This is a genomic window from Betaproteobacteria bacterium, from assembly GCA_009377585.1.
GTDB lineage: Bacteria > Pseudomonadota > Gammaproteobacteria > Burkholderiales > WYBJ01 > WYBJ01.
Genome location: WHTS01000100.1, coordinates 1 through 21,884 on the forward strand (window position 1 = coordinate 1; position 21,884 = coordinate 21,884).

Consider the following 21,884-nt stretch of genomic DNA (forward strand, 5'->3'; position numbering starts at 1 on the left):
GAAGCTCCAGGCCGCCTTCGGTCTGCGTCGCGCGGAGTCGATCAAGATCCAGCCGGCTTGGGCAGACCGTGGCGACCGGCTCGCCCTGCGCCCGAGCTGGTGTAAGGGCGGACGGTCACGCGAGATTCCGATCCGCACCGACGTGCAGCGGCACCTGCTCGACGAGGCGAAGGCATTCGCCGGCCGCGGCAGTCTCATCCCGCGCGAAAGCAGGTACGTCGACCAGCTCAGACGCTTCGAACACCAGTGCAGGCAGGCGAGCATCCATCGTGTGCACGGCCACCGGCACGCCTACGCGCAGCAGCGCTACCGTGACCTCACCGGCTGGAACGCGCCGGCCGCCGGCGGGCCGTCGTTGAAATCCCTCACGCCGGAGCAGAAGGCGCTGGACCAGGAGGCGCGGCTCACGATCAGCCAGGAGCTCGGTCATGAGCGCGAGGCCGTTACAGCGGTTTACCTCGGGAGATGAGGCTGCACCCTATGCGACCCGCCCGCGAACGGTCAGAACCCGCACTTCGTTTTCGACGCGCACGTCCACGCATGGCGATGTCGTCAGAGACGGTAGCAATTTCAGCTTGATCACGTTGGCCTGACGCAGTCCGTTGCCGAGTGGAAGATCACCGCCTCGCGCTGGTGTTCTTTCAATTCTTTGAGGAGCCGATTGAGCTCTTTTGGAGCAGCCAAGGTACCCGGCACTTTGGTTAGCGATACATCCGCAGCCCGGCGCCTCGTGCAACCATCCCAATCCGCCGCCGCTCGGCGTAACACCGAGCGGATCAACGCCACTACGAGAATTGGGCCGCGGCCCATACTGCTCAGATTACCAGTCTCGGCGCACAGCTCGTCCTGCCGTCGGCCGGTCGATGCGATTTCGGTTTAGGTGAGCTACGATCGGATCGTTACGACATTTCGGATGACGCGGCACTCATGCCAATTACTTATCTATTGGTCGATTTCGAGAACGTGAAACCGACCGCCGACGAAGTGAGGCAGCTGCGCGGCGACCATTTCAGGCTTTGGATCTTTCGAGGGCCGCACCAGAACAAGTTCGATGCCGACATGGTCGAGGCATGGCAGCCGCTCGGCGAGCACGTGAGCTTCACTCAGAGCACGAAGTCCGGCAAGAACGCGCTGGATTTCCACATCGCGTTCTGCCTTGGGATGGTGCATCGCGAGAACTTAGCCGCGAACCGTCTCGCGCGCTACGTCGTCGTATCGAAAGACAGCGGCTTCGACACCCTGTTCGAATGCGCCCGGAGCCAGGGCTGCCATGTCACGAAGGCAGCGACGATCGTGGAGGCACTGGCTGCAGCCGAGTCGATCGACCTCGTTCAGTCGCCTTCGGGAGGCGGTCGTGCGCCCAATTCCCGTGGACCGATTGACCGACACGACGATTCGCAGCCCTCCCCCGAAACACGTGTCGCGAAGCTTACTTCCCCCGCGAAGAAGGTTGCAAAGAAGGCGACCACCAAGCGCGGCAAGATGACTGCGGATGATGTTGCGAAGGTGATCAGTTTCCTGAGAGAGCAGTCGAAGAACCGGCCATCCAAACGGACAACGCTCGAACACCATGTCGTGCATATTCTCGGCAACGAGGTGACCGAGAAAGTCGCTCAGGCCGTCGTGGATCGACTCATCCAAGCCAAACAGATCGGTGTGACGAACAACAAGGTCGAGTACCGGCTTTCGAAGACGTGAATGCGTGCTGTCACCTTCCCCCGATCGTCAGCGCATTCCCACCGCTCAATGTCATCGAAGTGCACCGAACGGCATGCGGCCTGGACTGGATAGTTGGTCGAGGAACGCACTGATGGCGTGCTGGCTGAAGACCACTCGGTGCTCCGATGGCTCGACCGTGAATGCGCCCAGGTGAAAGAGTTTGTGGTGAAGCGCGCACAGCGATAGGCCGTTGGGCTCGATGTCCGGCCCGCCAACGTGATGCCACTGGATATGCGCTGCTTCCAACCCGGCTGGAATATGCCCGATGCGAAGATCAGACCCGCAGACACAGCACCGGTACTCGTAGGCGCGGAGAACCCGCTCCCGAAAGCCGGGGTCGCGGCGACGTCGCCCTGCATCGAACATGTATCGTTACGCCCTTCAAATGACATTGGTTTCCCTTGACTGGCCTGCGTCGCGCGGAGTCGATTGAGATTCACCCGGCATGGGCCGATCGCGGTGACCGACGTGCACTGAGTCCGAGCTGGTGCAAGGGCGGGCGCGCCCCCGAAATTCCGATCCGGACCGACGCGCAGAGGCAACTGCTCGAGGAAGCTAAGGCCTTCGCCCGCCGGGGCAGGCTCATCCCGCGCGAAAGCAAGTACGTCGACCAGCTCAGATGGTTCGAGCTTCATACGGGTTGACGCATAAACCTAAGATACACGCGTATGCGTATATTGACTGGTTATACGCATTTGCGCATAATGGGCGCGGGAGGAGGGCCTATGGACCAAATCGCTCGCACCCCGCAGCAACTCGGCGCGGTCATTCGTCGGAAGCGAAAGCAACTCAGCCTCTCGCAGGACGAGCTGGGGACACGGATTCATTTGCGTCAGGCCACCATCTCCAAGCTCGAGGCCGGAGAACCCGCTACACGTCTGCAAACATTGATCGACGCTCTTGCCGCCCTCGACCTGGAGATTGTCATCCGCCCCCGGACCCGAGGCTCGACCGCTCAGATTGAGGATCTCTTCTAACTAATGGCCGGGCGGAAAAAAACCCGCCTCCCGCTTGACGTCTTTCTCAATGGGCGGCTCGTCGGGAGGCTGCGGCGCGAGGCGAGCGGTGCCGTCGATTTCCAGTACGCGCCGTCGTGGCTTGGCTGGGAAAATACATTTCCCGTCTCCCTCTCGTTGCCACTGCGCGAGGATCGCTATATCGGCGCCCCGGTCGTTGCCGTCTTCGACAACCTCCTCCCCGATAACGATCGAATACGCCAGCGACTCGCAGCGCGCACACAAGCGGAGGGTACCGACGCATTCAGCTTGCTAAGCGCGGTCGGTCGTGATTGCCCCGGCGCCCTCCAATTTCTGCCCGAGGGGGAGGCTCCTTCCACGCCAGGCGCGATCGAAGGCCGCCCCCTCTCCGATGCGGATATCGCAGCGATCCTCGCCGACCTCGCAAACACCCCCCTTGGGGTAACCGCAGGGCACGAGTTCCGGATTTCGCTTGCCGGTGCGCAGGAGAAAACCGCGCTGCTGCTCTGGAAGGACCGGTGGCATATACCGCATGGATCGACGCCCACCACGCATATCTTCAAGCCACCGATCGGCAGACTTGACCGTGGCATCGATCTCTCGGACAGCATCGAGAACGAGTTCTTTTGCCTCAAGCTTGCCCGGGAGATCGGCTTCCCCAGCGCCGATGTCGCCATTGCGGCCTTCGGCGACAATCGCGCACTGATCGTCGAGCGATTCGACCGGCGCTGGACGATCGATGGCCGCCTGCTCAGGCTGCCGCAGGAAGACTGCTGCCAGGCTCTTTCGGTCCCGCCGACACGAAAGTACGAAGCGGATGGCGGACCGGGAATTGCTCGTCTTCTGGATCTCCTCAAAGCGAGCGACGATCCTGCGGCCGATCAACGCATTTTCATAAGGGCGCAGATCTTCTTCTGGCTGCTTGGCGCCACAGATGGACACGCGAAAAACTTCAGTCTGCAATTGCTTCCCGGTGGTCGATTCCGCCTCGCTCCGCTCTACGACATCATGTCAACGCAACCCTATGTCGATACAGGCCAGCTTCGTCGCAATCAGTTCAAGCTGGCGATGGCCGCAGGCAAGAATCGCCATTACATCGTTGATGAGGTACTGCCGCGACATTTCGTGCAAACGGCCGGATCGGCGGGCGTCGGCAAGGCCGTCGTAGACGACGTTCTGGCCGACATCGCCACCGCAATGCCGCGCGCGCTCGAAGCAGTCACGCGCACGCTCCCCGAAAACTTCCCTGCCCGCCTCATTGATCAGATCACAAGCGGAATCCAGCGCCGTCTGCACACAATCGAGGCGTCGGCGGCATAGCGAAACCCCGCAGACAAAGCAGAGTGTCCGTAGGAAAGTTTGAATAGCGGACGCAACAGCTTATCGTGGCGAACGCCGCTCAGGTCGATATGCGCTTTCGATCGATAGGCACTGATCGGCCACCCATGGCCACAAAGGCTGTCATCGCCTGGTCAAGCAATGCGGTCCCTTCCGCCACCGGTCCCAATGTGCGAACGCGTACCCGAGGCACGCAACGCAGTAGCGCGCAGACGGCTGATGTACCATTCTCGATCGAAAAGGACAGAACCATGAGCAATCCCGCCTTCAAATTCGATCACGTCCACATCATCAGCGAAAACCCCAAGGCATCGGCCGCCTGGTATGTCGAGATGTTCGGCGCGACCATTGCCGCCGACACCATCGCCCGCGGTGCCCCGCAAATCTTCGTCGAGTTCGGCGGCATGACGATCCTGATCCGTGGCCGCCGCCCTGGGGAGGATCCGGCACCCAACCAGCCGATCCGGCCCTATTCCGATTTCTCCAGCCACAACACCTGGGGAACCGATCATTTCGGCTTCCTGTACCAGGGCGACCTGACGGCCCTCTGCGCTGACCTGCGCAAGAAAGGCGTGAGCTTTCCGGTCGAGCTGAAGAAAGGCGTCGGCGGCAGCCTGCTGTGCTACGTTGCCGCGCCGGATGGTGTCAGCATCGAACTCATGCAATGCTGAGATGCGTCAGCCACGACCGATATAGGGCATTTTCGTTGCCATGACGGTCATGAACTGCACGTTCGCCTCCAGCGACAGGCTGGCCATATAGGCGACGCCGCGCGCCACGTCGTTGACGTCGATGCGCGCCTCCGCCTCGACCCGGCCGCTCGCCTGCAAGCGACCGCGCGCGGTGTCTTCGTTGCGCGTCGTCGCTGCGTTGCCGATATCGATCTGGCCGCAGGCAATGTCGAATTCCCGCCCGTCCAGCGACAGCGAGCGTGTCAGTCCGGTCAACGCGTGCTTGGTCGCCGAATAGGGTGTGGAGTTCCGTCGCGGCACATGCGCCGATACCGAGCCGTTGTTGATGATCCGCCCGCCGCGCGGCGTCTGGTTCTTCATCATGCGAAAGGCGTGCTGCGCGCACAGGAAGGAGCCGGTCAGGTTGACCGCGACGACATTCGACCATTGCTCATAGGTCAGGTCGTCGATCGGGATGTTGCGCGTGCTGATCCCCGCGTTGTTGAACAGTAGATCGATGCGGCCATAGGTCGCCTGCACGGTCTCGAACAGCGCGGCGATCGACACGGGGTCGGACACATCGGTCGGCACCACCAGCATGCGTGGCGGTGAGGCCTGCGCCAGCGCTGCCGTCTCCTCCAGCATCTTCCGCCGACGGCCGGCCAGCACGACGGAAAACCCGTCGGCGTACAGAGCCAGCGCCGACGCCCGCCCGATGCCGCTGCCGGCACCCGTGATGACCGCAATCTTCCCCGTAGCCTGCATGGCGCTATCCCCCATGGTGAATGTCAAACCTGGCGCGCATCCGCGACCCGGAACGCGGCCAGGGCAACCGGTGTCGGCGCGTAGATTTACTGTAAACCACCTTTTTCCCTGATCGTCACTTATCGCTGGCCGTGAAGATCAGGCCACCGGGATGAGCGCCAGCAACTCTTCCAGGTCGACCGCCCGCCTTCCCACCGGTAGCTATTGATCGTTCCGTATTGGACGACAGTCCAATACAGACGCGACGCTCCCCTCTCCCCCCGGGGAGAGGGGTTGGGGGTGAGGGACGAGCGTGACATGAAATAAGGAACGCTCGATAATAGGACCGGATGCTTCTTCTCAGCCGCAGGCGGCCGGTGTCCGGGTATCTAGCGGCCAGCCGGGTGAGTCGGCAGCCGGCCACAACCGGTCATCGAAGATGCTTCCTCAAACCGACCGGTCAGACGAGCGCGGGCCAGGCGGGATCGTCAGGCCCGTTGCAGTGGTCGCATTGAGGAAAGTCCATAAGGCTGTATCGCCCCCGAGCGCCGCCCACCACAATAAATGTTTGCCTGCAGCAACCTATTTGACCGGAAACAGCTCGTGCTTCTTCAGGAATTCGATCATGTATTGATCGAAGAGCCACGGTTGCTCGAGCTGGCAGGCGTGTCCGGCCCCGTGCAGGGTCTTCATCTCGCAGCGGGGGACGAGCTTCTGGAGCTTGAAGGCGCCTGGATGGGCGCCGTCTTCGCTGCCCGAAAGGATGATCATCGGGCAATCGATCGTTTGAAAGAATTCTTCCGCGGGCCGAGACGCGGCAAGTTGCGTGAGGATGGTCGGCAGGTCGGCGAAGGCATCCCGTTCGGTGAAGAGCCGGGCGAAATACGAAGCCATCGGCGTAGCGCCAAACCCAGCACTGAAATCCTTGAAGGTGAAATCCCAGCGATAGCTGAGACCGTTGTCCTTGTAGAATTGGATATGCGGCGACACCTCATCGGGCCCGCGATAACCGGTCCCGCAGACGATCATCGCCTTGGTCTGCTCGGGCCTGAGCTTGTACATGTGCGGCACGAGGGAAGAGCCGACGGAGCAGCCGACAAGCACCGCAGGCTCGCCCGGACAGATCTCGTCCAGCGTCTCCCACAGCGCCTGTGCCATGTCGAAGCGCGACATTTCTGCAGTACCGGCGGGAGAGCGCCCGTAGCCCGGAATGTCGATCGCCACGCAGCGGAACCATGTCGAGAACCTCGCCATCTGGTAGATCCAGCAGGACTGGTCCATCGGATTGGGATGAACGAAGGCCATCACCGGGCCCGTACGGCCCATGCGCTCGTAATAGAGAGGTCCGTTGATGTTCGCCACGATACCCTCCTCTGTTGAATGGAATGGGCGCGCCCGGCGCGCCGCGGCTGTCAGTAAAGTTTACACTGACCCTACTTATCTTATCCATTCGGCCAACCCATCGAGCGACACGCGAGAGCCCAACATGACTGACACACCTCAATACACGCCGCCGGAAGTCTGGGTCTGGGAGAAGGGCGACAGTCCTAATTGGCGCTATAGCAACACCAATCGTCCTGTCGCGGGCGCGACACATGAGAAGGAGTTGCCGCGCGGAAAGCATCCGCTTCAGCTCTATTCGTTAGGGACGCCCAATGGCGTCAAGGTCACGATCATGCTGGAGGAGTTGCTGGCGGCGGGTCATAGCGGAGCGGAATATGACGCCTGGCTGATCCGGATCGGCGAGGGCGACCAGTTTGGCAGCGGATTTGTCGGGGTAAACCCGAATTCCAAAATCCCGGCGCTCATGGACTATAGCGAGCAGCCGCCGCGACGCGTGTTCGAATCCGGCGCGATCCTGCTCTACCTGGCGGACCAATTCAGCGCCTTCCTACCAAAGGATCGCGGCAAGCGCACCGAAGCGCTGAACTGGCTGTTCTGGCAGATGGGCTCAACGCCCTATGTCGGCGGCGGCTTCGGGCATTTCTATGCCTATGCGCCGGTGAAGATCAAATACGCCATCGACCGTTTTGCAATGGAGGTGAAACGCCTGCTCGACGTGCTCGACCGGCAGCTTGCGGGCAATCAATTCATCGCCGGCGACGAATACACGATCGCCGATATGGCGATCTGGCCGTGGTACGGCAACGGCATGTTGAACGGCGCCTCCTACAACGATCCGCGCAAGTTCCTGCAGACGCACGAATACAAAAACCTGGCGCGCTGGACGAAAGAAATCGGCGAGCGCCCGACCGTCAAGCGCGGGCGCATGGTCAACCGCACCAGCGGGCCGCCTGAAGAACAATTGCACGAGCGCCATGACGCCAGCGACTTCAGGACGAAAACGCAAGACAAGATCGCCGCGCGCGGGTAACCCCACCGTAATCCCTCCGCCGGATCTGGCGAGCCTGAAGAGAAGCGCGAACCGCGCGGCCTTTCCAACGCGTATCAGCAGCTTCCCTGGGGTGTTGCCCGATGTGATCCTCGTCAATGCCTCGCCGACGCCCTCGAGCGGCCATTAGCCGCCGATCCGCGGTTTCAACGCTCGCGCCGCGTTCGTGCCGTTCTTTTTCGAGGCATACAAGGTGCGCTCATGGTTGCGTTTGGATTTTGATTCCATGAGGTCTCCGCCTATCATCGGAACGTTTCACTTACGGAGTGACCGACCATGGCACGCAAACGGGTCCTGATCACCGGCGCAGCCGGCTACCTCTCGCGCCAGCTCTTGCCCGTGTTCCGCGAGCGCTATGACGTTGTGTTGCTGGACCGACGCAAACCGCACGATATCGACGACATCATCGAGGTCGATCTCGTCAATCCCGACATCGATACCTATCGCGAGCACTTCAAGGGAGTCGATGCGATCGTTCACAACACGCGCAGCACTCGCCCGGGCGTGAATACCGGCGCACCGCGGCAGTGGCTCAAGGACCGACCGCTGGGCGATCTGGAGGGTTACTACGTCGAGCGCGATTCGCTCGACATGGCCTATCACGTGTTTCGCCTCGCCCAGGAAGAAGGCGTCACTCGCGTCGTAACGGCGAGCTCGAACCACGCCACCGACTGGTACGAAACCAAACTGCACGACGGCCGCATGGATTCTTGCGATCACACGACCTATCCGCTTTCGGACAACTTCTACGGCTGGGCGAAGATCGCCTATGAGAATCTCGGCTTTATTTTCGCCACCGGTCGTTTCGGCAGGCCGGTCGAAAACATTCACATCCGCATCGTCGTGCCGCGCCCGGTCGATGGCGCGAAGCTTGCGAAGAACCAGACCACCTACAAGCGTGATCTGGCGGGCTACATCAGCGAGCGCGATCTGCAGCAACTCTACATGAAATCCGTCGAGACGCCCGACATCCGCAACGCCGACGGCGTGCCGTGGCACTGCTTCTATGGCGTGTCCGACAATACGCGCTCATGCTGGAGCATCGCCAACGCCCGGCAAGTGATCGGTTATGCGCCGCAGGACGACTCCGAGCGCGTGTTCGCCGACGACATTGCCCGCTTTGTGACCAGCAACGGGCGCACCGTGGCTTGAACGCCGCAAAGCACTCCGGAAGACTTGGATGCCCGCGTTGCCCTACACCTACGCGATCGTCTAGCTCGACGAGGGTGTGCGCGTCCCAGCGAACATCGTCGAGTGCGCGCCGGAAGACGTCCGGGTGGACATGCCCGTCGTCGCCGTCTTCGATGACGTTTCGGTGGAGTGGATGCTGGTGAAGTTCAAGCCGGCCTAACGATCATGCGGGGGGATCATGGTGTTTGGCACCACCCCCGAAGGACACGTCGTGTCCGGCGGTAGCTGCTCTTCGGCCTGCACGGCCATTCGGCCGCCGTGGCTTTTCGGTCAGCAATACATTGGTTACCTGCCGTTCAGCCGTGAATCGATTCGAACGGCAGCTTCTCGATCTGGCGAACGCGAACTTCCGACCCGAACCTGCCGGTCAATCTCCTCCGAAGCGGACGGTTAACGCCTGAATTACAGTAAGCCGATCCGCGAAGCGGCTTCGGCTTGAATGAATTGTTAGGCCGCCGATCGTTCCGTTGAGGTTACTTGTAGGCCACGCCCGCACTTGCGGGACCCGCCAATGGAATAACTTCGGTCCTACTGAAGCCGGCCGCGCGACACCATCCAGAAAAATCAGCACCAGTGAAATCGAATGCGTCGCCGAACTCGATCAACATATTGATCGACATCATCAGCCCGAAAGCGTTCTCGCGTCTCGCGTCGTCGATCAGGTTCTCAATGACGACGAACGCACCTCCTGGAGGCAAGGCATCATAGGCGGCACGGACGAGATGCATTTTCTTTTCTAGATTCCAGTCGTGGAGGATCATACCCATTGTGATCACATCGGCCTTCGGCAGCGGCTCCGTAAAGAAATCAAGCGGCTTCGCGGAGATTCGATCTGAGAGTCCCGCGGCCTCGATTTTGCGCTCTGCGATCCGGGTAGCGGCCGGGAGGTCCGCAGAAGTGCATCGAAGATGAGGATGTTTCTTGGCCACAAGCATTGACAGCAATCCCGTCGCGCCACCCACGTCACAGACCGTGCGATAGCGAGAGAAATCGAACTTCTCGGCCAAGGCCTGAAAATTGCCCGCAGAAATCCCGCTCATCGCATCCATGAATTGCTCGAGCCGCTCGGGTTTGCTGTAGAGCTCAGCGAACATGGACTCGCCGGTTTGTTTGATCTCGTTTTGTGGGATGCCAGTCCGGAGGGCATCGGTGAGCTCGCCCCAGAACCGATAAAGGCGGGCGTTGGCCATTTCCAAGAAGCCGCCGATGAACTGAGGGCTGTGTCGATCGAGGAACAACGCAGTTTCCTCCGTATTGCGATATCGAGCCTCAGGGCCATTGCCGTCACGGTCGAGAAAACGAAGCGCCACCAGCGTGTCGAAGAAATCGGGATTTGCTCTCGGATGCAACTGAAGAGCGTCCTGCAGCTCGCGGCCAGTCATGGAATTGGCGCCAAGTTCTGTAAAAAGCCCTAGCTCTACCGCAGAGAGCAGGACTTTGGCTGGCCAGAAGGCCATGCCGACCTCCATGATTCGGGCCGGGGACAGTGGGTTCATGACTGACGTTCCTTTCCAAGGTAAGGTTGGCGAGAGTGTCGCTCACTTTAGGGCGACCTAACCGCCGCCGTTAACCCGGAGCGCGTTTTACGCGCGATCGGGTTGAACGGCTTGTTCGGCCATCACTCAGCGACGGAACAGTACGCACGAGATCTTCATATCCCTTGCAGGTGTCTCCGCCCCAGTCGATGTCCAAGCGCTGGAACTTGAATCGTTTCGGAAACATGCGTTCAAGCCTCTTGCCTAGCCAAGTGGCGAGGTCGCCGCGAGAAACTTGTAGCAGCTCGGCTTGTTGGAAAGTACACGTGAACCAACACTGCCCGCACATCGCGTCTTGTTTCCAGAAAAGGCCACAGCTTCAAGACGTTTGTTGTCGGATGGTGCTGCTGATCCTCTATTTCCAAAATGAGGAGCCAAGGCCTTGCAAGCTGAATCCAAGCATCGACCCTTTCGCGCGTTCCGATATCAAGACGAGTCGCTTCGAACTTGAGTTTCAAGCGCCGCTCAAGATACTCGCGAACCCGGTTTTCAAGCTCTCTTGCCATGGTGCCTCGACGTCACGGTACGCACGCGGTCAGGACGCTGCGGTAGGCCGGAAGCTTCGACATGTCGCGCCAACCGTCACGGTCGACGGTGACGCCCTCCCCCGAACGACAGTTCGCGCTCTGATAAAAGGTGCTCAGTTGCGCGGTGCCTCCCGATTTGGACGAGAGCAGACGGGAGATGTAGGGCTCGGAAAACTTACAGCATTCGCCGCACTGTGAGCAGCAGATGTTGTGTTGCCCAGTGAAGCGCTTGCCGGTCCACAACTCGGCACATCCGGCTCCGGACGCGTTGGCAACGTACGCCGCAAACACGATCGCAAGCAAGGACTTCATCATTCCTCCTCAAGCAGAGTACCGTCGACGATCGACCGGGTGTTCCGGATCACGCCATAGCCGGCCGCCGCATTGCCTGGCGCCATGGCCGCAAGTGCACGGCCAGCGCTGCACTTGTTTCCGCGCGATCAGTCGCCGTGAGTGCGCTCGCCGTTAGTCATCCATACGCCTCAGCGTTCCGGTGGTGACAGCAAAGTGCCAGTGACACCGAGTGATTGCTACCGGCCGTGAGCCGGCGCTTTCGGTACGATCCTCAACGTCCATCAGCCGGTAAAGTTGGCCCTCGGCCGGGAACGAGTCCAATCGGCCACAAGCAGACATGCATAAGCCGCCTGAGAAATGAGTGCATCACCATTTTTTCCATGACGATGTGTGTGGTTCCTTCGCGATAGGGGCTTTTGCGTTGCAGCACGACTTGGCCTTTGGCATTGCGGCTCAAGCGTTCGTTGGCGATCGCAGGACGCGTGATGTATCGGCACAGTCGTTCGAGTTCTTTGCGCTGATGGGCGGCGCCGCGCACGGCAGCATGGCGATGCCGTGCGCCTCGGCGCGTACCGCGGTGTTTCGCTTATCCCGACTGACCAGCATTTGTAGGATTAGCACTTCCTGCCCAGCGCGTGGCCCAAAAGCAATCCGGTACGTGCCTGATGCGGCTTGCAACGACGCCAAGGGATTAACTGCGACCTGCGCTGGCGATAACGTTGGCGTTGCGTGGTCGGATATGAGCTACCACTAATCATTGAGAATTTGTTACCCCAAAGCCGATAGTGCCCCAAGGTGTTGCTGCGTAGATGCGCGAGGCGCAAAATGTTCCGCCTGGGAGCCGGTGGATGCATCGGCGTTCACGCAAGATGGTGGTCTCTCTACCAAGCGCAAGACCGATATCGATGCGGGTGTTCCCATCTCCGTGTTGGTGACGAAGCAATACAAGTGATGCAGTAACCGCGGCTAGCCGTAACGATTCGATCGGGTTGCTCTCAGAGAATTGCCCCTCTCAAGTCCAGCAGCGTGTGCAGCTGGATGGCCGTATGGGCCTAGCGAAACGGGTGCACCAACGAACAAGCCCAGGCACAAATCGATTGTGCGGGAATCCACTGCATAGACCGTGTTGTTCAACTCGACGCCAAGGCCCACCTCGCGCGTAGCGTTTGCGGGAGCGACGAACTTCTCAGACGCTATCGTCGCCGCTGACCTTCACGCCCGCAAGCCGCTCGTACACCTTGACGAGCGACGAACCGTCTTCCTTGCTGAGCCCGGCGGCACGGCCCATCTGATAGACCTGCTGCGACACGTTGGCGAGGAAGAGCGGCACGCCAAGCCGCTTGGCGAAAGCCGTTTCGAGCTCCTGATCCTTGAAGGATATGTCGAGCGTGCCTCCGGGCTTAAAGTTTCTAGCGAGGATCCGCGGCACGCGATTCTGGAACTGCACGCTGTTGCCGGTGCTCGCGCTCACCACCTCGTAGATTTTCTTCGGGTCGAGCCCAGCCTTCCTGCCGAGCACCATGGCTTCGGCAATGGCGACGGTCTGGATCTGCCCGAGCATGTTGTTGATGAGCTTCATCGCGAGGCCCATGCCGTGCCCGCCGACGTGGAACACGTTCTTGCCCATCGCGCGGAAGAGGTCCTCCGCCGCGGCGAAGGCATCTTCCGGCCCGCCGACGATCACGGACAGCGTCCCCGCCGCCGCGCCGTGCGGTCCGCCGCTCACCGGCGCGTCGAGCATGGCGATACTCTTGTCGGCCAGGCGCTCCGCGAACCGGCGCGCGAGGAGCGGATCGATCGTGCTCATGCAGACCACGATGTCGCGCGGCTGCGCCTTCTGCACGAAACCGTTGTCGCCGAAGATCACCGCCTCGGCCTGGTCGGCGGTTTCGACCATGCAGATCGTGCGCCGGCACTCGGCCGCCGCCGCCGCGGGCGTATCCACCACGCGCGCGCCCGCCGCCGCAAGCGGCGCCACCCGATCCGGGTTGATGTCGTGGACGACCACCTCGAATCCCGCCTTGACGAGGTTTAACGCCATCGGCCCGCCCATTGCGCCGACGCCGACGAATCCCACTTTTCCGGTCATGACGATCCTCCCTCGCACTGAATCGGTCCGGGATATTTTGAACGAGCCCTGAGCTATTGCCAACGATTGCGCAACGGGCTGCCAAGCGGCATTTCCCGCTTTCGACGTCGGGTGGTCGGAGTGGGTCGCGAGCTGCCAATGCCATGATGAAAAAGCTGACGTCGGATACGGGGTCGTCGCCAAGGTCCGCTGACTGGCGCACACCTGCCCTGCGCTCGATGCTGACTATCTGACCGCACTGGCCGAGGAGCCGACGGTCGGGCTCCTCAGCACGATGGTCTCTTCTTGGCCGTTTGCTGAAGTTCGGTTGCCGATACGACCGCGACGGTCGATCAAGCTGATATGCGGGTGGGCGTCAAATGGCTGGTAAGTCAGACCGAACTCGTTTAGCGCAATCGCTGCTCTCTAACATGCCAGCTTCCCGCAGGTGTGGGCCTCGTTTCTTTGAGACGCGGTTGGGTACGTCTTCAGTACGCCGTGACGCGGGGCGCAAGACGGCACCTAGAAGATCAATACTGATCCAGCACCGAGTGCGACAGCGAGCACGAGCAAGAGGACTGGGGAGAGCCCGGCACGCTCCCCCGCGAAGACCAGCACCGCGCCGATAAGCAGGGCCGGATGGATCTTGAGCACCGGTGCGCCCAGTGCGCTCAGCGTGACAGCCAGCAGACCGACGGCACCCGCGCCGGCGAAGCGTGCGAATGCGCGAAAGCGCGCATACTGGTTGAGGCGCTGGACGATACCCGCCGATCCTGCGGCAAGCACGACTGGAATGGCGAATACCGCGGCTGTTCCCGCGAGCGCGCCGGGCACCCCGGCGACGTAATAGCCGACGAATGCCGCAAGGATGAGGATCGGACCTGGTGTCGCGTAGGCAAAGCCCACGCCAATCGAGAATTGCCGCGGCGTGAGCCAGCCGGTCTCGGCGACGGTGAAACGCTCTACGAGCGGCAGTGCGGCCCCACCGCCGCCGAACGCAACCGCGCCGACCATCAAGAAACGCGCGACGAGCTCGACGATCTCAGGCATGTCTTTTCTGCTCCTTCGTGAGAAGGAGGCCAACGGTGCCCGCAAGGGCGACCACCAGCACGGCATTCACGAAAAAGCCAAGCACCGTACACACCAGAAGCACCGCGAGCCGCGCCCTGTCTTTCGCTTCACTGCGCACGAGCCGCCACATCGACGCGGCGAGCAGGCCGACCACGCCGATCTGCAATCCGGTGATCGCGCGATCGACTGCGGGGTGATCGGGCAGCGCAATGGCGAAGGCCGCCGCGAGGATCATGAGCAGCGTCGCCGGCGCGATGTAAGCGAGCGTGCCTACTAGCGTTCCCGGCCACCCGCATAGTCGGTGACTGAGATAGGCGACGAGCTGGATGCCGGTCGAACCTGGCAGCGCGCGTGTGAACGCCAGGCCCTCGCTGATGACGGCTTGATCGATCCAGCCGCGCTCGTCGCCAAGACGGCGCTGGAGCAGCGCCAGGGTGGAGCCGAGTCCACCGAAGGCGACCGCACCCAACTTCAGCAACTCCCAACCCAGCACGGTGAGGCGAGGAGGCATCCGGCTTTCCGCGGCGGTCGTCATGCATCCCTCAGGCCGACGACGAGGTGTGTTACATTGTAACTCCCAATTCATCCGGACATTCAAGCTCCCATTAGGCCGGACCGATGCCTTCCAAAGTGATCCGGATCGATGAGGAAGTCTGGGCCGAGTTGCAACGGCGGGCGCGGCCGCTTGAAGACACCCCCAACTCGGTGCTCCGACGGGTTTTTGACTTGCCCGAAGCGGCATCAGCCGATGAAGAGGCCGGAACCGAGCTGCGAATCGGCCGACTGCTCGATCTGGTTGAGGCGGCGGTGGACCAACGGCCACGCTTGGCTTCCGCCAGGAGAGGATATGCCGTCCTTTCCGAAACCGATGAGCCAGTCGCGTTCATTCGCGCCCAGCGAGACCGATTACGCGTAACGGCGAGCAAGCAAGCGGCCGAGGCCGCCGGATTGTCCGCTTGGCACAGGGAACGATCGGACACCGATTTTCGTGGCGGCAGCGTGAGTTGGTACGCTCCGGACAGCGATGAAGTCGCCTACCAAGAGGCCGCATCGGTGCTCGTCGAATTATTGTTGAAGCTGAGCGGGAGCGCGAGCTAGGAGGCCGCCCAGTGGCGCAAGCGATCACAGCGCGGTACTTCTTCGTTCTTATCGCGTCGATCGGCGCGCTCGCGATCTTCAGCTCGACGCTGTCGAAGACGCCGGTACTGCCGCTCTTCGCAGCGCATCTCGGCGCAACGCCCGCCGAGATCGGCTGGATCGTGATCGCCTCCACGATCCCGGGAATCCTAATCAGCTTCCCGGCAGGCGCGATCTCGGACTTCTTCGGCAAGCGCCGCGTGATCGTCGCTTCGTTGGTCGTGTTCGCGACGGCGCCGTTCCTTTATCTGCTCGTGACCGACGCCTGGCAGTTGACGGCGGTACGCTTCTACCACGGCTTCGCGACGGCGATCTTCAACACGGTCGCCACCGCCGCGCTGGCGGCGCAATATCCGGAGCGGCGCGCGGCGATGCTTTCGACCTACTCTTCGATCACCATCGCCGGCCGCTCGGTCGCTCCGTTCCTCGGCGGGTTTCTTATTTCGGTTGCGAGCTTCGAGTCGGTGTACTGGGCGTGCGCGATCAGCGGCGTGCTTGCGTTCGTCGTCGGCCTCATGCTGCCCGCGGAGTCGCCTCGATCGCGGGCGGACGTGCGCTTCCCGCACTTCTTCGCGGCGCTGCGCGACGTGCTGTCGAGCCGCGCCATCATGCTCACAAGCATCGTCGAGGCGGCGCAGTTCCTGGTGTTCGGCGCGGTCGAGGCGTTTCTCGCGCTATACGCTGCTTCGGTGGGCATCCCTGCGTGGCAGATCGGGATCATTCTCGGCGCGCAACTGCTGAGCGTGATCATCGTCAAGCCGCTCATGGGTAACCTTTCCGACCGCTTCGGACGCAGCGCGATCATCTTCCCGGGCCTTGCGCTCGGCGCGATAAGCGTGGCCCTGGTTCCCATGGCCGACGAGGTCTACGCGCTCTCGGCGCTCAGCATGCTGTACGGTGCGGCCTTCGCGACGGTCACCTCCTCAACGACGGCGTTGGTGGCGGACGTCGCGAAGGAAGGCCAGTTCGGCGCCTCGGTGGGTGTGCTCAGGACCATCATGGACATCGGTCAGACGATCGGCCCCGTGCTCACCGGTTTGCTGATCGCCGCGTGGGGCTATGGCGTCGCGTTTCCCGCGCTCGCGACGATCATCGCAGCGAGCGCTCTGATGTTCGTTTTTGTACCCAGGCCTGTCGCCTCCTCGGCGTAACGCGATTCAAGACGTTGCTGCAGACGAGGCCAACTCGCACCCCCGCTCAGGCAAGAGGCATCGCCATGCCGAGTCGGTCAGAGATTCGAGACCGATCTGCGCTTGATCAATCGATAGAATGGGAGCTCGTCAAAGCCGGCATCATGCAGGCCGGCGAGGGCTTGAAGCCGAGTCGCGAAGGCAAACGCGTGAAGTTCACGGGCGGGAAGACGACTGTCGTGGACGGCCCATTCATCGAGACGAAGGCGCTCATCGCGGGCTACTGGATGTGGCAGGTGAAATCGATGGACGAGGCGCTCGCGTGGGCACGGAAGTGCCCGAAGCCACCGACCGGCTGATGAGAACGTCCACTCTGGTCGAGCGCTGCTCCCCGAGGCCCTCTGAAGGCTCGAGGTGGTCGCAAAGTGCTAGTATGTGACTACATTCATTCCGTAGCTGGAGGAACGCCGCCGTGACCGAATCCGTCGTCAGCATTCGCGAACTCAAGAGCCGATTGAGTCACTACCTGAGACTCGCCCGCGGGGGTGAATCGGTCATCATCACCGACCGCGGGGTACCGGTCGGCCGCCTCGTGCCGATCGCGCCGGACCTCGAAGGGCGGATCTCCGCGCTACGCAATGCCGGGCTGTTGCACTGGAGCGGTCGCCGCTTGTCCCCACGTAAGCCGACGGTGCGGATTCCGAAAGGAAAGACGGTCGCGGAGCTCATCATCGAGGATCGCGGGTGATTCTCTATCTGGACGCGAGTGCCCTGGTCAAGCGGTATGTGGCCGAGGCGGGCTCGGACGCGGTGGCAGAGTTGATCGAGGTGGCGCGCATCACCGCGACCGCCGTTATCAGCCGGGCGGAGGTCACTGCAGCACTGGCCAAGGCAGTTCGCGTCGGGCTCGCCGCTCGGGAGAGTGCCGCCAGCGGCGTGGCAGCCTTCGACGCAGATTGGGGCGACCTGATCCGTCTGGAGGTGAACGAATCGATTGTTGCGCGCGCTGCAGCGCTCGCCTGGTCGCAGGGCCTACGCGGTTATGACGCGGTGCACCTCGCTTGCGCGCTGATGTGGCAGGAGTCGTTGGGCGACACGGTCACTCTGGCAACCTACGACCGCGAGCTGTGGCGCGGCGCTCAAACGAGTGGCCTGCTGCCCTGGCCCCAGACCCTGCCATGACAGGGGCAATTGCGTGACTGCTCGAAATGATCGCTATGCCGCGCTGGCAGAAGAGAGCAACGCCCGCGTGGCGCAGTGCGGGCATCGCCGTGATGGCTAACTCCGGCGCTATCAGCCGCGCGACAGCGGAAGCGCTGCTGCGTCAGGCGGCGGCCACACCCGAGATTACCTTCCGCGACGGGCAATGGGAGGCGATCGACTGCCTCGTCAACCGGCGCCACCGTGCGCTCGTCGTCCAGCGAACTGGCTGGGGCAAGAGCATGGTGTATTTCCTTTCGGCGAAGATCCTGCGCGACCAGGGTGCTGGGCCTGCGCTGATCGTCTCACCGCTGCTTGCGCTGATGCGAAACCAGATCGAAGCCGCCCAGCGGCTGGGGCTACGCCCGGCAACGATCAATTCAGGCAACAAGGAGGACTGGCACCGCGTGCGGGCTGAACTGCTCGCCAATCAGATCGACCTTCTACTGATCTCCCCCGAGCGCCTTGCCAACGACGAGTTTGTTACGGAAATCCTGCTACCCGTCGCAGGGCGAATCGGGCTTCTGGTCGTCGACGAAGCGCATTGCATTTCCGACTGGGGGCATGACTTCCGGCCCGATTACCGGCGCATCGTGGGTGTCTTGCGCCAACTGCCGGACAACATTGCGGTGCTGGCGACGACTGCGACTGCGAACACTCGCGTGGTCGCCGATGTCGAGGCTCAGCTCGGGCCGAGGATAGAAACTCAGCGCGGACCGCTTGCGCGAGAGACGCTCGCGCTGCAAGCGATGCGGCTGCCGAATGCCGCTGTGCGCCTGGCGTGGCTCGCCGATTATTTGCCGCAGCTTCCCGGCAGCGGCATCGTTTACACGCTCACGGTTGCCGATGCACAGCGCGTCGCCGGCTGGCTCAAGGCGAACGGCATTGCAGCGGAGGCGTACCATAGCGGCGCCACCTCGGGCGATGCGCCGGAAACGAACGTGCATCGCGAGCGTCTGGAACAGAAGCTACTCGCCAACGAGCTGAAATGTCTGGTCGCAACGACGGCCTTGGGAATGGGATTCGATAAGCCAGATCTCGGCTTCGTCATCCACTATCAGGCACCGGGATCGGTCGTGCACTACTATCAGCAGGTTGGCCGCGCCGGGCGCGCGATCGACTACGCCTACGGCATCTTGCTGTCCGGGCGAGAAGACGACGACATTCACGCGTACTTTCGCAATACCGCCTTTCCGCCCGAGCCGCAGATCAATGAGATCCTCGTCGCATTGGAGGAGAGCGAGAATGGAATGACCTTGCGACAGATCGAGGGGACCGTGAATCTGCGGCACGGCCAAATCGAGAAGGTCCTCAAGATTCTGGCCGTGGAGGAACCGGCACCTATCGTGAAGGATGGTTCGAAGTGGTTTCGCACGCCGAACGCCTGGCGCATTGATCGAGAGCGTATCGCCCACCTCACACATCAGCGCATGCAGGAGTGGGCGCAGATGCAGGCCTACATCGACGGCCCTGACTGCCTCATGCAATTCCTCGCGAGAGCGCTGGACGATCTCCTGGCCAAGCCGTGCGGACATTGCACGCATTGTGTGGGCCGCCTCCTGGTGTCGGATGTGGTGCGTTCCGCAACGCTCGCCGCCGCTCAGCGGCTGCTCCGACGCAGCGAATCCCCATTGGAACCGAAGAAGATGTTTCCCTCCGGGGCATTCCCGCGTTACGGTTGGAGCGGCGCACGGATTACGCCCGAGTACCAGGCCGAGGCAGGGCGTATCCTTGCAAGGTGGGGCGAAGTCGGCTGGGGCGAGATGGTGAGGGAAGGCAAGGTAGCCGGGCGGTTTCCCGATGAGCTCGTCAGCGGTGCGGCTGAAATGCTGCGCGAGCGCTGGCACGAAGCGCGCAACGTGGGCTGGGTGACGTGCGTACCGTCGTTGCGACACCCTGATCTCGTCCCGGACTTTGCGCGGCGACTGGCCGCGGCGCTCGGGCTGCCGTTTCATGCGGTGGTCGGCAAGTTGCGCGAAACCGAGCCGCAGAAGGGCATGGAAAATCGGTACCATCAATGCCGCAACCTGGATGGCGTGTTCGCAGTCGCCGCCGGCGGCGCACCTTTCGCTGAGCCGATGCTATTGGTGGACGACGTCACCGCTTCCGGATGGACGCTCGCCGTGATCGCGACCTTGCTGCGTAGGGCCGGAAGCGGCCGCGTGTACCCCTCGGCACTGGCGAATGCCGGGGTAGATTGAACGCATGAACGCACCTTCTCAATTGAGGCCCGACACACAAGCCGTGCTGCTCCTCTGCGGGCATTTCAGTAAGGCCACGAACGAGAAACCGCTGACAACCTCCGAGTACGGCCGGCTCGCCAAATGGCTCCATGAGCGAGGGCAGCGACCGGCCAGCCTAATGGATATGAGTCTCGCGGATCTTGGGCGCGTAATCGAAGCGAAGCTCGATCCCGAGCGCGTGCGAACCTTGCTCGGGCGCGGCACCGCGCTCGCACTGGCCAACGAAAAATGGAGCCGCAGCGGCCTGTGGGTACTCGCCCGCAGCGACGAAGGCTATCCGCGGCTGCTGAAGGAACGGCTCAAGGCGGATGCGCCGCCACTGCTCTTCGGCGCCGGTGATCCTTTGTTGCTCACAGCCGGCGGGCTCGCGATCGTCGGTTCGCGCAATGCGGACGACGCTGCTCTCACTTTCACCGCTGAAATCGGTGTGCGTTGCGCAAGAGAGAGCATTGCGGTGATTTCCGGCGGGGCGCGTGGTATCGATGCGACCGCGATGCAGTCTGCCGGGGAAGCGGGCGGCAACGTCGTCGGTGTATTGGCCGACGGGCTGCTCGCCGCGGTGCGTAATCGTCAGAACCGGATCGGCATCGAGGAAAGACGGCTCGTGCTCATCTCGCCATATCACCCCGAAGCCGGCTTCAACGCAGGCAACGCGATGAACCGCAACAGCAGCATCTACTGTCTCGCAGATTTCGCGTTGGTCGTGCATTCGAGCATCGACAAGGGCGGGACATGGGCCGGCGCAACAGAGAACCTTCGCATGAAGTGGGTGCCGCTATTCGTTCGCCAAGACCCGAGCGCGCCAGGCAACGGTGCTTTACTGCGCGAGGGCGGTATGTCGTTCGAGTACGATCCACATTCCGACCTCAATTTGCGTGACGCTCTGGGTGGTGCGCGGCAACCCGCAAAACCGGGGAGCCTTTTCCCAACGGGTGCGACCGCGCACGGTGCGATGGAAGAGCAGATCCCGGGGTATGCCACGCCCTCTGAGGCGACTGCCGCCGCGGAACAACAAGTTTCCGATTCGGGGAGGGAGCCGCTGGAGCTGGATTTATTCGTAGAGTTTGTCCGCCGGCTGCCGCTGGTGATGGATGCTGCGCCGATGACCGCTAAGGCGATCGGGTCGCAGTTGAAGCTTAAGGACGCGCAAGTCAAAGAATGGCTCACGCGAGCTGAAGCCGAAGGTTTCGTGTCAGTCAAAGCCAGCAAGTCCAAGAAGTACGAACTGCCGCAGCCGCGCCTGCTTCCGTAGATGGCGAGATGGTTTCGCAAGCCTCATCGAGAGCCGTTAGCGAGCATGGGCTACCGCGATCATTCCGCCAAAGTCAGTTCGCCGCACCCTGGATTGAGCTTTTGGTCTGCGCTGACGGAGGCAAGGCCTTGTGCCTCTTTTGTGCCCTGGGTGTATTCGAACGACATTGGTTTGCCAACGACTGACATTGGGTTTGAATCGGCAAGCGTCTCGAAGTGACTGATTTACTGAACAGTGAAAGATAAGCCTCGAGCTGAAAATCCTTGTGTCGGTGGTTCGATTCCGCCCTTGGCCACCAAAAACATTCTCTGAAAACAGAAGCTTGCAGCAGCTACTTTTCGGTTTCGCTGCCGCTGTTCTCAGACCCTGCCCAAATCCTGCCTATGCGCTGCGCA

Annotated in this window: 24 protein-coding genes; 15 read left to right on the plus strand and 9 right to left on the minus strand. The window is 61.9% G+C overall.

Features of this window, described 5'->3' with window-relative positions; translation table 11 throughout:
* Positions 1-469, plus strand: a 469-nt coding sequence (locus tag GEV05_23470; protein ID MPZ46291.1) for an integrase, incomplete at its 5' end; no start/stop codon positions are given.
* A gap of 458 nt (positions 470-927) precedes the next feature.
* Complete coding sequence (locus tag GEV05_23475; protein MPZ46292.1) at positions 928-1,698, plus strand: hypothetical protein; 771 nt, start codon at positions 928-930, stop codon at positions 1,696-1,698.
* Positions 1,699-1,749: 51 nt separating this feature from the next.
* Here the strand turns inward: GEV05_23475 and GEV05_23480 are convergent, their stop codons facing one another.
* The gene (locus tag GEV05_23480; protein ID MPZ46293.1) at positions 1,750-2,085 is read right to left on the minus strand and encodes a hypothetical protein; all 336 of its coding nucleotides are present in this window, start codon (positions 2,083-2,085) and stop codon (positions 1,750-1,752) included.
* Positions 2,086-2,444: 359 nt separating this feature from the next.
* On the opposite strand from GEV05_23480, the gene GEV05_23485 reads away from it, so the two are divergent.
* From GEV05_23485 to GEV05_23495, 3 genes are all read left to right on the plus strand, one after another.
* Positions 2,445-2,696, plus strand: coding sequence for a helix-turn-helix domain-containing protein (locus GEV05_23485; GenBank protein MPZ46294.1), 252 nt, complete (start codon positions 2,445-2,447; stop codon positions 2,694-2,696).
* Positions 2,697-2,699: 3 nt separating this feature from the next.
* Complete coding sequence (locus tag GEV05_23490; protein ID MPZ46295.1) at positions 2,700-4,016, plus strand: type II toxin-antitoxin system HipA family toxin; 1,317 nt, start codon at positions 2,700-2,702, stop codon at positions 4,014-4,016.
* 65 nt (positions 4,017-4,081) lie between these two features.
* Positions 4,082-4,705, plus strand: a complete 624-nt coding sequence (locus tag GEV05_23495; protein MPZ46296.1) for a hypothetical protein — start codon at positions 4,082-4,084, stop codon at positions 4,703-4,705.
* Positions 4,706-4,711: 6 nt separating this feature from the next.
* On the opposite strand, the gene GEV05_23500 is transcribed toward GEV05_23495, so the two are convergent.
* Both GEV05_23500 and GEV05_23505 read right to left on the minus strand, forming a co-directional pair.
* Positions 4,712-5,470: an SDR family NAD(P)-dependent oxidoreductase gene (locus tag GEV05_23500; protein ID MPZ46297.1), complete on the minus strand. Its 759-nt coding sequence runs from the start codon at positions 5,468-5,470 to the stop codon at positions 4,712-4,714.
* Positions 5,471-6,031: 561 nt separating this feature from the next.
* Positions 6,032-6,811, minus strand: a complete 780-nt coding sequence (locus GEV05_23505; protein MPZ46298.1) for an alpha/beta fold hydrolase — start codon at positions 6,809-6,811, stop codon at positions 6,032-6,034.
* A gap of 124 nt (positions 6,812-6,935) precedes the next feature.
* On the opposite strand from GEV05_23505, the gene yghU reads away from it, so the two are divergent.
* The 3 genes from yghU to GEV05_23520 all read left to right on the plus strand — a co-directional run bounded on the left by yghU (position 6,936) and on the right by GEV05_23520 (position 9,192).
* Positions 6,936-7,823 carry a glutathione-dependent disulfide-bond oxidoreductase gene (gene yghU, locus GEV05_23510; protein MPZ46299.1) on the plus strand — a complete coding sequence of 296 codons (888 nt, stop codon included), beginning with the start codon at positions 6,936-6,938 and terminating at the stop codon, positions 7,821-7,823.
* A gap of 294 nt (positions 7,824-8,117) precedes the next feature.
* On the plus strand, positions 8,118-8,993 hold the full coding sequence (locus tag GEV05_23515) for an NAD-dependent epimerase/dehydratase family protein (GenBank protein ID MPZ46300.1): 876 nt from the start codon (positions 8,118-8,120) through the stop codon (positions 8,991-8,993).
* Between the two features lie 76 nt (positions 8,994-9,069).
* Positions 9,070-9,192, plus strand: coding sequence for a hypothetical protein (locus GEV05_23520; protein ID MPZ46301.1), 123 nt, complete (start codon positions 9,070-9,072; stop codon positions 9,190-9,192).
* Positions 9,193-9,505: 313 nt separating this feature from the next.
* Here the strand turns inward: GEV05_23520 and GEV05_23525 are convergent, their stop codons facing one another.
* From GEV05_23525 to GEV05_23550, 6 genes are all read right to left on the minus strand, one after another.
* Entirely contained in the window at positions 9,506-10,528 is a 1,023-nt protein-coding gene (locus GEV05_23525) for a methyltransferase (GenBank protein ID MPZ46302.1), read from the minus strand.
* Positions 10,529-11,085: 557 nt separating this feature from the next.
* Positions 11,086-11,409, minus strand: a complete 324-nt coding sequence (locus GEV05_23530) for a hypothetical protein (protein MPZ46303.1) — start codon at positions 11,407-11,409, stop codon at positions 11,086-11,088.
* Positions 11,410-11,659: 250 nt separating this feature from the next.
* Complete coding sequence (locus GEV05_23535) at positions 11,660-11,926, minus strand: hypothetical protein (GenBank protein ID MPZ46304.1); 267 nt, start codon at positions 11,924-11,926, stop codon at positions 11,660-11,662.
* 648 nt (positions 11,927-12,574) lie between these two features.
* Positions 12,575-13,477: an NAD-binding protein gene (locus GEV05_23540; GenBank protein MPZ46305.1), complete on the minus strand. Its 903-nt coding sequence runs from the start codon at positions 13,475-13,477 to the stop codon at positions 12,575-12,577.
* A gap of 501 nt (positions 13,478-13,978) precedes the next feature.
* The gene (locus GEV05_23545) at positions 13,979-14,572 is read right to left on the minus strand and encodes a hypothetical protein (protein ID MPZ46306.1); all 594 of its coding nucleotides are present in this window, start codon (positions 14,570-14,572) and stop codon (positions 13,979-13,981) included.
* Complete coding sequence (locus GEV05_23550; GenBank protein MPZ46307.1) at positions 14,499-15,269, minus strand: hypothetical protein; 771 nt, start codon at positions 15,267-15,269, stop codon at positions 14,499-14,501. The genes GEV05_23545 and GEV05_23550 overlap by 74 nt, the downstream gene beginning before the upstream one ends.
* Here GEV05_23550 and GEV05_23555 point away from each other — a divergent pair.
* From GEV05_23555 to GEV05_23585, 7 genes are all read left to right on the plus strand, one after another.
* A complete protein-coding gene (locus GEV05_23555) occupies positions 15,254-15,625 on the plus strand; it encodes a hypothetical protein (GenBank protein ID MPZ46308.1) in 372 nt (123 codons plus the stop codon). The two genes, GEV05_23550 and GEV05_23555, sit on opposite strands and share 16 nt — an antisense overlap.
* A 23-nt stretch (positions 15,626-15,648) precedes the next feature.
* Positions 15,649-16,815 carry an MFS transporter gene (locus tag GEV05_23560; GenBank protein MPZ46309.1) on the plus strand — a complete coding sequence of 389 codons (1,167 nt, stop codon included), beginning with the start codon at positions 15,649-15,651 and terminating at the stop codon, positions 16,813-16,815.
* Positions 16,816-16,880: 65 nt separating this feature from the next.
* The gene (locus tag GEV05_23565) at positions 16,881-17,153 is read left to right on the plus strand and encodes a YciI family protein (protein ID MPZ46310.1); all 273 of its coding nucleotides are present in this window, start codon (positions 16,881-16,883) and stop codon (positions 17,151-17,153) included.
* Positions 17,154-17,266: 113 nt separating this feature from the next.
* Positions 17,267-17,542, plus strand: coding sequence for a type II toxin-antitoxin system prevent-host-death family antitoxin (locus tag GEV05_23570; protein MPZ46311.1), 276 nt, complete (start codon positions 17,267-17,269; stop codon positions 17,540-17,542).
* Entirely contained in the window at positions 17,539-17,976 is a 438-nt protein-coding gene (locus tag GEV05_23575; GenBank protein MPZ46312.1) for a PIN domain-containing protein, read from the plus strand. Before GEV05_23570 ends, GEV05_23575 begins: the two co-directional genes overlap by 4 nt.
* A gap of 110 nt (positions 17,977-18,086) precedes the next feature.
* Positions 18,087-20,195 (plus strand): RecQ family ATP-dependent DNA helicase, encoded by a 2,109-nt coding sequence (locus GEV05_23580; protein ID MPZ46313.1) that lies wholly within the window; start codon positions 18,087-18,089, stop codon positions 20,193-20,195.
* Positions 20,196-20,199: 4 nt separating this feature from the next.
* A complete protein-coding gene (locus tag GEV05_23585) occupies positions 20,200-21,489 on the plus strand; it encodes a DNA-processing protein DprA (GenBank protein MPZ46314.1) in 1,290 nt (429 codons plus the stop codon).
* Positions 21,490-21,884: the final 395 nt, after the last annotated feature.